Source organism: Desulfohalovibrio reitneri, from assembly GCF_000711295.1.
GTDB classification, from domain to species: domain Bacteria; phylum Desulfobacterota; class Desulfovibrionia; order Desulfovibrionales; family Desulfovibrionaceae; genus Desulfohalovibrio; species Desulfohalovibrio reitneri.
Genome location: NZ_JOMJ01000004.1, coordinates 25,323 through 38,391, shown reverse-complemented (window position 1 = coordinate 38,391; position 13,069 = coordinate 25,323). Strand labels below are relative to the sequence as shown.

Sequence of the window (13,069 nt, the reverse complement as noted above, 5' to 3'; positions counted from 1 at the left end):
CCGGGGGCCCGCATGTTGACCCCCGGCCGAAAGGCGCGCCGAAGTCTGGATTCCGGGGAGGGTATGGCATTCCCGAATCCGGCCTTGGCCACGCCTGGTTGGCTAATGCTCCAGCCTGAAGCCCGCTCCTTCGAACATGAACAGGATCGAGAAGCCGTACCACAGGGTGTAGACCACGTAGAAGGCGAGGGATCCGGCGGCGACCCACAGACCAACGGCAATACTCATGGGCTCGATGCCGAAGAAGTTGTAGGAGGCCTCCACCGCCCTGCCGCGTATGGACTGCACCTTGGTGGCCGCCTCGAACCGCTTCTCCTTGCCGAGCTGCTTGTCCAGCGACCCCAGGGCCAGCCACCAGTCATACAAGGCCAGCCTGCCGGGGAAGCCGTACTTGGCCTCCAGGGCCTGGTCGTTGTTGCGGTACATCAGTTCGGCGTCCTCCAGCGAACCCAGCAGGAGCGCCCCAAGATCCCCGGAGACACGGACGGCCTTCTCCATGGCGGATGCGGAAGCGCCCGTGGCCTGGAAAAGTTTGGCCATCCGCTCCGCCTCCGCCGGGTTGGCGGCGGGCAACTCCGCGTCGATGTCCTGGCCCCGCAACGACTCAGCCAACTCCACCTGCTCGGGGATGTAGTAGGCCGACTCCTTGGAGACTTGGTTGTAGAACCTGTCCAGGTACTGCATGGCGTTGAGGCCATTGAACAAGGGCATGAACATGGCCACCAGGACGACCAGAAACACCACCATGAGCCCCGCCCCGAGGGCGAATTCTTTCTTGTTGACAGCCATGGCTAGACCTCCTGCGGCGTGTAGTCGGCGTCCTTGGTCTTGCCGCGCAGTACGCCGATATTCTTGAAGAAGGTGTAGAATACCCACACAGCGAAAGTGCCCAGCACCACGAAGAAGGCGACGTTTCCTATGGTTTCAAGTATTCGCGCCGCTCCCTGTCCCAGGGGGATGAGCTCCATGGAGGCCAGCTTGGAGGGCAGGGCGAAGATGCGGTTCATGAACCCGGCCAGCACCGCGGTGGCGTAGAAGCCCCGGATCATGATGCCGGGCACCACCTTGGTGACCATGGCGCCGATCTGGATGCCCAGCAGGGAGCCCAGCAGCATGCCCATGGCCAGGGTGTAGAAGATGAACCCGTAGATGGCGTACTGGCTGATGGAGGCGTAGCCGGCGGTGAAGATGATCTGGAAGATGTCCGTTCCCACCGTGGTCATGGAGGACACGCCCAGCATGTACACGAAGATGGGGAAGGTGAGGAAGCCTCCGCCCACACCCATAATGCCCGCGGCCATGCCCACCAGGGCTCCGGAGAGCACAAGGAATACCCAGGAGATGGAACGGCCGCCCGGGGTGATATCCTGGTCGAAGCCGACCATGGGCGGAATGCGCATGTCCTGAAGCTTGCGGGGCAGGTTGCCCAGTTCCGCGCCCTCGTCCCGGCCGCCGTGGGGCGCGCCGGGAGCGGGCCCCTTGCGCTTGCTGGCCCTGTGGGCTCGCAGGAAATCGATCAGGGCGTAAAAGCCCAGGCCACCCAGCATCACCGAGTAGACCGTGGTGATGAAGGCGTCGGAGAGGATGGGGTTGATCTCGTAGAGGGTGCGGTTGATCAGCCCGCCCGCTGTGGCTCCGAGGATTGCCCCCACCAGGAATACAACCGCCAGCATGACGTTGACGTTACCCAGCTTGCGATGCAGCACGCTGCCCATGATGGCCTTGGCGAAGATATGGAAAAGGTCGGTGCCCACCGCCAGAATGCCCTTGACGCCCGCGCTCATCAGGGCGGGGGCGATGATGAAGCCGCCGCCCGCCCCGATGCAGCCGGTGATGAGCCCGGCCACCAGGCCGATGGCGATGGAGACCAGGAAGATGTTGAGGGAATAATGGGCCGGTGAATAGGCCTTCTTGCCTCCCAGCATTTCCGGCAGGGTCTGGCCCAGCTCCTCGGCGTAGATGAAGCCCGCGCCCACGGCCAGCAGAACCGGCAGGACCATGAGCATGAGGATAAACAGCCGCTTTCGGCTGGACAGAATCACCCTGGCGTTTTCAATCTCCCACGCCGCGTGGGCCCGTGCCCCCGCCATCATGAAATCGCCGAACTGCTTGATGGTTCGCACTGTGGTTTCTCCCGTTTTCGATTGGTTGGCCTCGAGCCGTCACCCCTGGCTTTGGGCGGGCGGCTCCTCCTCGGTCCGGTCGGCGTCACGCATCAGGTTCCGCCTGGAGTTGGCGTCCTCGATGACGTAGAGCAGTTCATCCAGGTCCATGGGTTTCATCAGGTAGTCATAGGCCCCGCTCTCCATTCCCTGCATGGCCAGATCCAGGCTGGCGTGTCCGGTGAGCATGATCACCTCGGTCAGCGGCCAACGCTTTTTGATGATCTTCAGCAGTTCCAGGCCGTTCATGTCGGGCATCTTGACGTCCACCACGGCCACGTCCACGGGGCGCTCCTCCAACACGGTCAGGGCCTCCTCGCCCCCCTTGGCTCCGGCCACGTCCAGCTTGCGCTTGCGCAGCCGCTTGACCAGGGTCTCGACGAACTCAGCCTCGTCGTCCACGATCAGCACCCGAATGTCGGTCATGCCGTTTCCCTCGCCTTGACCTCGGGCCCGGCCATCCGGCAGGCAGCGGCTCTTGGCTGCTGATTGCGCTGGGCGTGCAGGGGGATTGTGAACCGCACCCTTGTCCCGCCGCCCGGCCGCCTCTCAGCCTGAATGGAACCGCCCCACCTGGAGACGAGTCCCCAGCAGATGGACAGGCCCAGCCCCGTGCCTTGCCCCACGGGCTTGGTGGTGTAGAAGGGGTCGAAGACGCGGCCGAGGTCCTCGGCGGGTATGCCCACGCCCGTGTCCTCCACGGCCACCTGGATGGCATCGTCTTCGAGCCCGGCCTTGATCAGCAGGTCCCCGCCCTCGGGCTCCATGGCGTCGAGGGCGTTGTTGATAAGGTTGAAGAGCACTTGCTGCAGTTCGGTATGCGAAATGTTCACCGGCGGAAGGCCGGAGGCGATGGAAGCCTCCACCGCGGTGTTGCGCCTGCCCGCCCGCCGGCGCACCACAGGCAGAAGATCCTCCAGCAGCAGGTCCACCCTGATCTCGCTCACATCGGCGTCCTCGCAGCGAGCGAAGAGCAGAAGCTTGGCAGTGATCTCCTTGCAGCGGCGGCCCTGGACCGCGATCTGGTCCACTGTGCGGATGATCTCGTCATAATTGGCGATGGCCTTCGGATCCTCCTCCTCCAGCAGGTCCCTCACCCAGCCCGCCTCCTCGATCATCACCGCGATGGGGTTGTTGATCTCGTGGGCCACGCCCGCGGCCAGTTCGCCGATGGAGGCCATCTTGGCGGTCTGGCACATCTGCTCATTGAGGCGCTGCTTCTCCCGGTCGGTGGCGGCCACCCGCTCCGCCATGCGGTGGGAAAGACTCCAGGCCTTGACGGTCACGGCCAGCACCGCCAGCAGCAGGGCCGCCAGGCTCACAAGTCGCGCGCCCGCCAGCTTCGTGGCCAACCCGGAGGCCAGGCCGGAGGGAGCCGACTCCATGGCCATCCGGCCGAAGACGAAGTCGTACTGATGGATCATCAGCCCTCCCACCAGGAGCAGGGGAACCAGGGGGGCGAGCAGGGTGTTGAAAAGAAACACCCGCCGTATGGAACGGTAGTAACCCCGCCCTCCCCTGGTCCTCCGCGCAGCAGCCGTCATCATGTCCCGCCAGCCTCCTTCTTCTTGGCGTCGGCTTTCTGCTCGGGATCGAGTTCCCGCATCACTTCGTCGGCGTAATCGAAGAGGCCGCACTCGCCGAAGGCTGCCGCCATGAGAGCGCAGTCCACGTTGTCCCTCATCCTGCCCAGGGAGCGCCAGGCGCGGCGCAGGGTGGAATCCAGCTCGTCGATGTTCACCGGCTTGTGCATGTACTCGAAGGCCCCGAGTCTCTTGGCCTCCTCCGCGTCGTACTCGGTGCCGTGTCCGGTGAGGATGACGACCCGAAGTTCGGGATGCTCCCGCCTGACCCGGCGCAGCACCTCCAAACCGTCGATGCCGGGCATGCGGAGGTCCAGCACCATGACGCCGTGGTCGCCGCGGGACAGCGCCTGCAGGGCCTCCTCGCCGTTGTAGGCAATGTCCGCGTCCAGGTCGCGCAGCTTGAGCCGCTCGGACAGACGATCGACGAAATCCTTCTCGTCATCGACCAGCAGAACCTTGAAGCGTTCCTTGGCCATCTCGTTCCTCCTTGTTGCGTCACAAAGGACCGTTGCCACCTGTGCAGAGGTGAGCAACACGGATGCCAATGAAAAAAGCCAGTGATAAAAGACATATAATCCACACGAGCATACGGCTTGCGACACCTGGAAACGCTCTGCGACGAGGGTGCGTCGCATTTCGTCGCGCTGGCGAAACGGCGAATGAAAAAAGGCCGCGCGCCCAGTGCCCTGGACGCGCGGCCTCTCCTTCACGGGGTGAAGGAGCTTCTAGTCTTCAGCGGAGGAGCGCAATGCCTCGCGCATCTTCTTGATGAGATCTTCCAACTTGATGGGCTTGTTGAGGTAGTCGAAAGCACCCAGCCGCATGCCTTCGATTCCTTCCTTGGTCTCCCCGCGACCGGTCAGGAGTATCACCGGGGTGCGGGGCATGACCTCCCGGATTCGTTTGAGGGTTTCTATACCGCCTATGCCGGGCATAACCACGTCAAGCACGATCATGTCCGGCTCGATCTCCTCCAGTCGCTGCAATGCCTCCATGCCGTTGTTCGCCACATAGGCTTCAATGTCGTGCATGGCCAGCCGTTCAGCCATGAGCGACACGTATTTGGTTTCATCGTCCACCAGAAGGACGGTGAACTCAGCCATGTTCCTTCTCCTCTCTCGGTATCAGGGGCAGGATCACGGTGAAGCGCGCCCCCTCCCCGGGCCTGCTTTTCACGTCTATGGTTCCGCCCAGCTTGTTCACTATGCCGTGGGTGATGGAAAGCCCCAGGCCGGTTCCTTGCTCCCTGGTTGTGTAAAAGGGTTCAAAGACCCGCTTGATGACCTCCTCGGACATGCCGCGGCCGTTGTCCGCTATCTCCACGGCCACGTGCTCCGGGTCCGGGGCGAACGTCCGCAGGGATACCCGGCCTTCGTTTTCGATGGCGTTGAAGGCGTTGTTGAGTATGTTCAAAAAGACCTGCTGCAACTGCCCCCGGTCGGATTCAATCTCCGGCAGCCCCCCGTCCAGTTCCACCAGCATTTCGATGCCCCGGTGCTTGGCCTCCTGATCGAGAAAGCCGAGCACCTCGCGCAGCACGTTGTTCACGTCCACCATGCCCATGCGCACGTCCATTCGCCTGGCGAAGCCGAGCAGGCGCTGGGTGATGCGGCCGCAACGCTCCACCGACTCCTGAATGGAATCCGTCATTTCCAAAAAGCGATCCCTAAGTGGCACATCCTTTCTGGCGCGGAGCATGTCGCTCATCAGTCCGGAGGCCTCGCTGATGATGGAGATGGGGTTGTTGATCTCGTGGGCCACCCCCGCGGCCAGGCGGCCGATTGAGGCCAACTTGTTGTTGTGCTCCATGCTGTGGATGGCGGCCTCCCGCCTGCGGTCCGAAATTTCGATTCGCTCCACCAGCCGCTTGGAGAGGGTCCGCACCACCAGTACCACCAGCACCACGCAGACGCCGAAAACAATGGCCATCCTGTTCTTCAGCGAAATCCAGGCTCCCAGGGCCACGTTGCGCGGCTGGGCCATGACCAGAGTGAAGGGTGTCTCGGGGATGGGTCCGTAAACCAGCATCATATCCCGCCCGTTATCCTCCACCGTGGTGGCCGAGACCGGCTCGTATCCCGTCTTGGCGATGCGCATGGGCACCTCGGAGAGCACTGGGCCAAAATAGCTGGAATCGGTCTGCAGCCTTCCCTGGTCGTTTACCAGAAAAAGGTCGCCGCCCTTGTCCCCTGCCGAAGGCCGGGTGATGTCGCGCAGTATCTTGGAATCGATGGTGGCCCGCAGAACCCAGGTCCCGCCCTGGCCGGAGTGCTTCATGGCGATGACGAAGTGGGGAAAGCTGCGGTAGCCCAGAAAAACGTCGGAGATGTAGCCCCCCCGCACCATGACCTCCCGGAACCAGGCGTGCTCACTGTACTCCTTGCCACGCAGTTCATAGGGCCCCACATAGCTTACCTGCCTGCCCGAGGCGTCGATGAGGCCCAGGTCCACGAAACCCCCGTATTCGCGGCTCATGATGTTGAATACGGATTCCAGCCGCTTCTGGTCGGCCAATTGCTCGAAGGTGGCCGAGGAAGCCACGAAGTTCAAGGCGGACTTGCGCTCCGCCAGGAAAAGCTCAAATGAGTGGCGCGTCTTGCCAATGGTCAACTTGAGAGGGGAAAGGGCCTCCTCCTTGACCGCTTTCTGCGACTCGTTGTGGCTGATGATCGCCACCAGGCTCATGGGCAGCAGGGAAACGACCAGCATGAGGACCATGATGTTGCGCCGAAGGACCCTGAAATGGCAAGGCGGCTCGCCATCCTCCCCGGTTTTTTGAGGTAGCAGACCGCAGGACAGATCGGAAAAGAATTTCCTCAGCACGAGTTCTCCTCCGGGGTGTACAACACGGAACCTGGCCGGAGTTCGCCTTTGGTCAGCAGCTTCAAAGCCGTTTCCCAGGGCCCCATGACCGAGTCCAGGACGTCCACCTTCTTCCACGTCAGGTATTCGAAATAGCGCCGTTGGATGCCCCCCGTGACCAGGGTGTCGGCATCCTCGCCCAGGATGAACTGGCAAAGCTTTTCCGGTGTGGTGGGGCCGAGAATGATGTCGTTGCACTCCACCACCTCCCCCTCCCTGATGGTGGCGAGCAGCACCGCCTGGGCCTGGTCGAAACGGGAGCAGACGTACTGTTCCCAGGTCGTTATCACCGCCCTGCGGGCCTCTCTGGGAGGCTTCACAGACCCACTCCGTGCCGCTTCATCTTCCGCCACAGGGTGCTTCGGCTCCAGCCCAACGCCTTGGCAGCCGCGGCTTTGCGTCCTCCGGCCCGCCGCAGGGCATCCAGGATCATGCTCCGCTCCACTTGGGCCCAGCTGGCCCGGTGGTCCATGTCGCTGCTGGACGGTTCCGTGGACTGGGGCGTCGCGCCCTCCCCCGCCCAGTGCTGGGCTTCATGCTCGGTCTGCACGGGCTGCCGATCAAAGAGGTAGGCGGGCAGTTCATCCAGCTGGATGCGGCGGCCCCGGCAGATGCTGACCGCGTATTCCACGATGTTGCGCAGTTCTCGCACGTTGCCAGGGTAATCGTAGGACAGGAGGAAGGCCCTGGCCTGCCCGTCCATGTCCACTCCCTCCTTGTTGAATCGTGCGCTGAAGCGCTTGAGGAAGTGGTCAAGCAGCAAAGGCACGTCTCCCTGGCGGCGACGAAGAGGGGGAAGGGAAACGCGCACCACGTTGAGCCGGAAAAGGAGGTCCTTTCGGAACCCCCCGGCGGCCACCATGGCCTCCAGGTCGCGATGCGTGGCGGCGATTACCCGCACGTCGGTCTGGAACTCCCTGGTGCTGCCCAGAGGGTGCACCACCTTGTCGTCGAGGTAGGTGAGCAGCTTGACCTGCAGGGAAAGGGGCAGGTCGCCCACCTCGGTGAGAAAAACAGTGCCGTTGTGGGCCATGCGCAGCCGCCCCATTTTGTCCGCCACGGCCCCGGTGAAGGCCCCTTTGGCGTGACCGAAGAGTTCCGATTCCAAAAGGTTTTCGGGCAGGGAGCCGCAGTTTATCTTGATAAACGGGCCATCAGCCCGGGGAGAATTGCGGTGGATGATTTCGGCCAGCAAATCCTTACCCGTACCCGTCTCGCCGGTGATGAGCACAGAGGAGTCGGTTTGGGCGATGACTGGCAGGATGCGAAACACCTCGGCCATGGCGGGGCTCCGGCCCACTATGCCGCCCAACTCCATCTGGGTGGCTACGGACTCGGGGTCCTCGTCCACGGTGTTGGCTTCGGTGAACGTTTCCATGAAACCGATGACCTCGCCGGAATCATTGCGCAGGGGCACCGAGGTTGCGTTCACCATCACCTTGCGGCGGTCGCGGTCGATGATGTCGCAACGGCGGGATACGGTGCAGTCTCTGGCCTCCGCCTCATCGGCCAGGCAAGAGGCGAGGCACTGGTCGGTGCGCATGACGTCGCGGCAGGGCGTTCCCTTCACCTCCTGAAGGCTGAAGCCGGTCAAGAGCTCAAGTTGTCGATTCTTCAGCACAACCCTGCGCCGGTTGTCTGTCAGCATGACTCCCATGGGCAGGTCGTCCAGCAGATGCTGGAGCCGGATGGGGTCGGCGAAAACCCCGTTCACGCTGGCCTGCGGCTGGCACGCCACGACCACCCCCGAAAATCCCGCACCGAGCGGGGTTGAAGGGAAATGGAGACTACTCTGCTCAATAAACGCAACGCGGAACAAAAGACAACTGGGACCTGCCGCCCGCGTCGATTGTGAGAAACATTAATCAAGAACCGGGCCAGGAATAAAAATCAACGATGAAAACAGGATGCGCAAACCAAGAAACCTTTTGGAAACAAGTTGAAACATTTTGTGACAAAACAAAATGAAACAAATTGAGGCGGTCGGCGATTCCAAGACCGATGACGAAAACTTTTCGGACGACCAAAATCCGGGCTTCCGCTCCCAAGGGGGCACCAGGCAAGCCCTCCCCCGAAAACAGCCTGTTGACGCCCTCACGCCGCATTGTCCCGCCCTCAGCGAGCTTGCCGCGCTCTGCTCCTTTTCGCCAGGCCCCGACCCATCCTGGGCCGCCCATCCGATTCGCGAACCGCCGCCAGCCTGCGGAATCGCTTTTCCGGGCATCTTTTGGGTTGACACTCCGGGGCAAAGTGGACAGATTCCTGCAGCCCGACATACGAAATGAATTTCGCGTATTCCAGGTCGTACATTCTTCCTTCGCCACGCCGCAGGGAATGCGGCCGCCGGGGACAGCCATGCAAACCCATTCGTCTTCCTGGACTTTCCTCACCAACCATTCCCACGTGCTGCTCTGCCTGTCCCGCGCCCCGGGCATGCGCATGCGGGAGATAGCGGCCGAGGTGGGCATCACGGAGCGCGCGGTGCAGCGCATTGTTTCCGACCTGTGCGAGGCCGGCTACATCGAGCGCACGCGCGAGGGGCGGCACAACAAGTACATCCTCCACCGGAACGCCACGCTGCGGCACCCGCTGGAACGGCACTGCCGCATCGGCGAAATGCTCGACCTGCTTGAAAAGAAAACGGAGACCGACGAATGACCAAGTGGATAGTCCTGGCCGCCGGAGTCGCCATACAGATGATTCTGGGCGGCGTGTACGCCTGGAGCGAGTTCGTGCCCGTCCTGACCGACGAATACGGCCTGAGCAGAAGCCAGTGCGGCATGATCTTCGGCGCCACCATCGCCATGTTCACCCTGACCATGATCCCCGCCGGGCGCGTGCTGCAGAAGTACGGCCCGCGCGTCACCGCCTCCATCGGGGCCGTCCTCTTCGCCTCGGGCTACCTGCTCGCCTCCTTCTCCCAGGGCGAGTTCGTCATGCTGCTGGTCTGCCTCAGCGGCATCGCCGGAGCGGGCATCGGGTTCGGCTACATCTGCCCCCTCACCGTGGGCATGAAATGGTTCCCGGACAATAAGGGACTGGTCACGGGCGTGGCCGTGGCAGGGTTCGGCGGCGGCGCGGTGCTCCTCTCCACCATTGCCCAGCACCTGCTGGCGGACGTGGGCCTGGACGTGATGCGGGTGTTCTTCTTCATCGGCCTGGGCTCCGGCGTCATAGCCCTGACCGGCGCCATGCTCATGCGCCTGCCCCAAGGGGAAACAAGCGCCGCGAATGTCGATACCCCAGAACCGGCGGCGGGCAGCGTGTTCAAGTCGCGCAATTTCGCGCTCATCTTCCTGGGCATGTTCTGCGGCACCTTCGCCGGGCTGCTGGTGGTGGGCAACCTCAAGCCGCTGGCCCTGTCCCTGGGACTTTCGGCGGCCTCGGCCACGCTGTCCATCTCCCTGTTCGCCATGGGCAACGCCGCTGGCCGCATCCTGTGGGGGCAAATCCACGACAGGATTGGCTCTCGCCAGGCCATCACCTTCTCCCTCTGCTTCCTCGGCCTGTGCCTGCTGCCCCTGCTCACCGGCGCGCCCGGAACCATGGTGCTGGCCACGGTCTTTCTGGTGGGCATGGGCTTCGGGGCCTGCTTCGTGGTCTACGCCTCGTCCGTGGTGGAGCTCTTCGGCACCCGGCTTTTCCCCAAGCTCTACCCCGTCTGCTTCCTGGGCTACGGCCTGGCCGCCCTGGTGGGACCGCCCGTGGGCGGATGGATAGCCGACACCACCGGCTCCTACATTCCCGCGGTCATCCTCAGCGCGGCCATTGTTCTGGGCATGGCGCCCGTGGCCTGGGCGATGTTCAGGCGCCCCGCCGCCTACGCCTGCGAGTAGGCGGCCCAGCCCACCCCGACGATCCAAGGGGACCGTCCGGCCGGGCGGTCCCCTTTTTTTCGAGCGGGGCCGCAAAAGTTTTTTGGAAGAGTGCGACCGGACCGGTTCTTCCGATGTCCGGCTCAGGCCCGCTGGAGCGCCTGGTATTCCGTGCGCATGGTTTCCAGCAGCTTTTGGGCGGCGGGGTCGTGGAGGTGGATGTTCTCGAAGTCGATGGGCTTGGTGGTCAGGCAGTAGACCAGCTTCAACGAGTCGACGGCGGCCAGGTGGATGCCCGAGAAAAGCAGGTTGATTGAGGCGAGCTGTTTTTCCATGTCCGGGGGCGGCGGCGACATGGTGGGGATGGTCACGGCGATGTTTTCTATCCCCTTGGCGAGTTGCGCCATGATTTCCCTCGCCATCGCCGTGAACCAGTCCGCGCCCATGGTTTCCAGATGGACCATGGCGAATCCCTGCTGTTCCACCCGCTCCACGTGAAGCAGCGACTCGCTCTCCGCCGGCTCCTGATACGCCTCCTCAATGGCCACGGCGTCCCCGTGGCCCGTATTGTCGAGCAGTTCCCGCAGCATCGCGCGCCGAGACTCCGGGGCGTACAGCACGTCCTGCCGCAACGGGCGCTTCAGGCTGAAGCTCCAGATCAGCGACTCCCGTCCCTCCGAGCCCTGCTTGATGCCGACGAACTCCGGGCGGGGCACCATGTTGGGGAAGAGGAACAGCGGCTTGAAGGGCGGCTGTATCTTGTGGAGCAGCTTCTGCGACCGGGTGTGCGAGGTCACGATGTGGGAGGTGAAGTAGTCGAGGCCCCGGGGGTTCTCCTTCATGTATTCCCCCATGGCCCGGAACAGGTACATCACCGCCCGGGTGGTCCTGTACTCCGGCAGGACCATGGCGCTGCCAATCTCGGCCCATTTCTCGCCCGATTCCGGATGGATGACCACGTACGCGCCGACGATCGCGCTGCCGTTGTCCAGCACCGTGATCTCGTACGTCCCCCTGGAGATGGCCCGCTCCAGCAGTTCCTTGTTGTAGAAATCCGCCGCGTAGGAATAGCGGTAGGTGAGAAAGGCCAGATCCATGAGCTCGGCCGCGTCGCCGGGCGTGGCCAGCCTGATGCGGTGGTCGGCCAGCGACGGCTTCGCCTCCGGAGCGCTGTCCCGGTCCAGCCCGGCCCGCTCGCCGTCCATGGCCACCTTCTTCTCCATCCGTATCAGCCAGCCGTCCTTGTGCTGGTTGATGAACGAGAAATCATCGGCCACGTCCTTGACGAGCTTGTACCACAGGCCGGATTCCGAAGCGTCGTCCTCCAGGTCGAACTCCGGCACCCTGTCCTCATGGATGGGCGGCCCGATGTCCGTGATCTCGATGACCGCCACGCCGCCGTCGAACAGCTTGAACACCAGCTCGATATGCGCGTCGAGCCTGCTGTCCACGTATTTCTCCATGACAAAGGCCAGGCTCTCCTCCACCAGCAGATTCAGCCACCGCGCGGACTCCTCCGCTATCCCCAGAACCGGGGCCTGGGCCTCCACAAAGCTCCTGGCCACGGGGATGAACCGTTTGTCGTAGTGGATGCGCAGCAGCGAGGAGATGGAGGGATTTTCCGAGATGTTTTCCGTCATGGACACTTCCAATCCGCTGAACAGCCCGTGCGCCATCGGACGGCCGGATGACTGCGGTGCACTGCTCGGCCCGGTCATAGTGTTGCGTCGACACAATCCGGGAAGGACCATATGGGGAGAACGACCCGAGCACAAGCCGCGCCCCCGGAGCAGCCATCGCCCGGCGCGCCTCCCAGGCCCTCGGCCCAATGCCGCCGCGCCGTCCGGCACCGGTTTGCGGAGGGGATTGGCCCACCCTTGACTGAATTGGTACTTTTGGTACTTTGGACCTACCAATTCAGGTGGGAGCATCGAGAGAGAAATGCCCTATTCCATGCCGTCGGCGGTGCGGCGCGGTTCGGTTTCCGGAGAGGTGGCCGAACGCATCCGGGCCATGCTGGCCGAGAATAACCACGCGCCCGGGGACCGGCTGCCCACCGAGCGGCGGATGGCCGAGGCCTTCGGCGTGTCGCGCAACTCGGTGCGGGAGGCCATTCGCGTGCTGGCCGACCAGGGGGTTCTGGTCAGCAAGGCTGGCAGCGGCACCTACGTGGCGGACGTGGGCGAGGACGAGCTGGCCCGGGCCCTGACGGGCGTGCTGAGCGCGGAGCGCAAGCGGCTGCGGGACATCTTCCAGGTGCGCCTGCTGCTGGAGCCGCAGATCGCCGCCCTGGCCGCGGCCAACCGCACCGGAGACGACGTCGCGGAGTTGCGGCGGATTCTCGACGCACAACGCCGGGCTGTGGAGGCCCGGGCGGACGGCAGCGCCGAGGACGAGACGCTGCACGCGCGGCTGGCGGCCATGACAGGCAACCCGGTGCTGGAAAAACTGACGGAGAGCCTGGCCGAAATCCTGGACGAGTCCCGCTCCGAGGGGCTGCAGCCCTTGGAGCGGCGCGCGGCTTCCGTGGAGGCGCATGAACGCATCGTGGCAGCCATCGAACAGGGCGACGCTCCGGCCGCCGAAGCGGCCATGCGCGAGCACCTGGAGTCCATTCAGGGGCTGCTCTTTCCGAATGGCTGAC

At 63.6% G+C, this 13,069-nt stretch carries 14 protein-coding genes; 3 read left to right on the top strand and 11 right to left on the bottom strand.

Going from position 1 to position 13,069, the window contains the following annotated elements; genetic code table 11:
• Positions 1-102: 102 nt before the first annotated feature.
• The 10 genes from N911_RS0112740 to N911_RS18320 form a co-directional block, all read right to left on the bottom strand.
• Positions 103-789 carry a hypothetical protein gene (locus N911_RS0112740; protein ID WP_029897771.1) on the bottom strand — a complete coding sequence of 229 codons (687 nt, stop codon included), beginning with the start codon at positions 787-789 and terminating at the stop codon, positions 103-105.
• A 2-nt stretch (positions 790-791) separates the two neighbouring features.
• Positions 792-2,123, bottom strand: coding sequence for a sulfite exporter TauE/SafE family protein (locus N911_RS0112735; RefSeq protein ID WP_029897770.1), 1,332 nt, complete (start codon positions 2,121-2,123; stop codon positions 792-794).
• 39 nt (positions 2,124-2,162) lie between these two features.
• On the bottom strand, positions 2,163-2,588 hold the full coding sequence (locus N911_RS0112730) for a response regulator (RefSeq protein WP_035105518.1): 426 nt from the start codon (positions 2,586-2,588) through the stop codon (positions 2,163-2,165).
• A complete protein-coding gene (locus N911_RS0112725) occupies positions 2,585-3,709 on the bottom strand; it encodes a sensor histidine kinase (RefSeq protein ID WP_081859241.1) in 1,125 nt (374 codons plus the stop codon). The genes N911_RS0112730 and N911_RS0112725 overlap by 4 nt, the downstream gene beginning before the upstream one ends.
• On the bottom strand, positions 3,706-4,224 hold the full coding sequence (locus N911_RS0112720; protein ID WP_029897766.1) for a response regulator: 519 nt from the start codon (positions 4,222-4,224) through the stop codon (positions 3,706-3,708). The genes N911_RS0112725 and N911_RS0112720 overlap by 4 nt, the downstream gene beginning before the upstream one ends.
• Positions 4,225-4,473: 249 nt before the next feature.
• A complete protein-coding gene (locus N911_RS0112715; RefSeq protein WP_029897765.1) occupies positions 4,474-4,851 on the bottom strand; it encodes a response regulator in 378 nt (125 codons plus the stop codon).
• Positions 4,844-6,571 (bottom strand): sensor histidine kinase, encoded by a 1,728-nt coding sequence (locus N911_RS0112710; RefSeq protein ID WP_029897763.1) that lies wholly within the window; start codon positions 6,569-6,571, stop codon positions 4,844-4,846. The genes N911_RS0112715 and N911_RS0112710 overlap by 8 nt, the downstream gene beginning before the upstream one ends.
• Positions 6,565-6,930, bottom strand: a complete 366-nt coding sequence (locus N911_RS0112705; protein WP_029897761.1) for a NifB/NifX family molybdenum-iron cluster-binding protein — start codon at positions 6,928-6,930, stop codon at positions 6,565-6,567. The genes N911_RS0112710 and N911_RS0112705 overlap by 7 nt, the downstream gene beginning before the upstream one ends.
• A complete protein-coding gene (locus N911_RS0112700) occupies positions 6,927-8,348 on the bottom strand; it encodes a sigma-54 interaction domain-containing protein (protein ID WP_237559976.1) in 1,422 nt (473 codons plus the stop codon). The genes N911_RS0112705 and N911_RS0112700 overlap by 4 nt, the downstream gene beginning before the upstream one ends.
• Before the next feature lie 127 nt (positions 8,349-8,475).
• Positions 8,476-8,934 (bottom strand): hypothetical protein, encoded by a 459-nt coding sequence (locus N911_RS18320; RefSeq protein ID WP_138774423.1) that lies wholly within the window; start codon positions 8,932-8,934, stop codon positions 8,476-8,478.
• Positions 8,935-8,965: 31 nt separating this feature from the next.
• On the opposite strand from N911_RS18320, the gene N911_RS0112695 reads away from it, so the two are divergent.
• The gene (locus N911_RS0112695; RefSeq protein WP_029897757.1) at positions 8,966-9,268 is read left to right on the top strand and encodes a helix-turn-helix transcriptional regulator; all 303 of its coding nucleotides are present in this window, start codon (positions 8,966-8,968) and stop codon (positions 9,266-9,268) included.
• Positions 9,265-10,446 carry an MFS transporter gene (locus N911_RS0112690; protein ID WP_029897755.1) on the top strand — a complete coding sequence of 394 codons (1,182 nt, stop codon included), beginning with the start codon at positions 9,265-9,267 and terminating at the stop codon, positions 10,444-10,446. Before N911_RS0112695 ends, N911_RS0112690 begins: the two co-directional genes overlap by 4 nt.
• A 122-nt stretch (positions 10,447-10,568) precedes the next feature.
• Here the strand turns inward: N911_RS0112690 and N911_RS0112685 are convergent, their stop codons facing one another.
• The gene (locus tag N911_RS0112685; RefSeq protein ID WP_138774422.1) at positions 10,569-12,065 is read right to left on the bottom strand and encodes a hypothetical protein; all 1,497 of its coding nucleotides are present in this window, start codon (positions 12,063-12,065) and stop codon (positions 10,569-10,571) included.
• Positions 12,066-12,366: 301 nt separating this feature from the next.
• Here N911_RS0112685 and N911_RS0112680 point away from each other — a divergent pair, with 301 nt between their 5' ends.
• Complete coding sequence (locus N911_RS0112680; protein ID WP_029897751.1) at positions 12,367-13,068, top strand: FadR/GntR family transcriptional regulator; 702 nt, start codon at positions 12,367-12,369, stop codon at positions 13,066-13,068.
• The last annotated feature ends 1 nt before the right edge of the window (position 13,069 follow it).

Excerpts from the sequence above, each read along its gene's own strand:
- N911_RS0112740 (WP_029897771.1), bottom strand. The coding sequence starts at position 789 with ATGGCTGTCAACAAGAAAGAATTCGCCCTCGGGGCGGGGCTCATGGTG.
- N911_RS0112730 (WP_035105518.1), bottom strand. The coding sequence starts at position 2,588 with ATGACCGACATTCGGGTGCTGATCGTGGACGACGAGGCTGAGTTCGTC.
- N911_RS0112725 (WP_081859241.1), bottom strand. The coding sequence starts at position 3,709 with ATGATGACGGCTGCTGCGCGGAGGACCAGGGGAGGGCGGGGTTACTAC.
- N911_RS0112720 (WP_029897766.1), bottom strand. The coding sequence starts at position 4,224 with ATGGCCAAGGAACGCTTCAAGGTTCTGCTGGTCGATGACGAGAAGGAT.
- N911_RS0112715 (WP_029897765.1), bottom strand. The coding sequence starts at position 4,851 with ATGGCTGAGTTCACCGTCCTTCTGGTGGACGATGAAACCAAATACGTG.
- N911_RS0112695 (WP_029897757.1), top strand. The coding sequence starts at position 8,966 with ATGCAAACCCATTCGTCTTCCTGGACTTTCCTCACCAACCATTCCCAC.
- N911_RS0112690 (WP_029897755.1), top strand. The coding sequence starts at position 9,265 with ATGACCAAGTGGATAGTCCTGGCCGCCGGAGTCGCCATACAGATGATT.
- N911_RS0112685 (WP_138774422.1), bottom strand. The coding sequence starts at position 12,065 with ATGACGGAAAACATCTCGGAAAATCCCTCCATCTCCTCGCTGCTGCGC.
- N911_RS0112680 (WP_029897751.1), top strand. The coding sequence starts at position 12,367 with ATGCCCTATTCCATGCCGTCGGCGGTGCGGCGCGGTTCGGTTTCCGGA.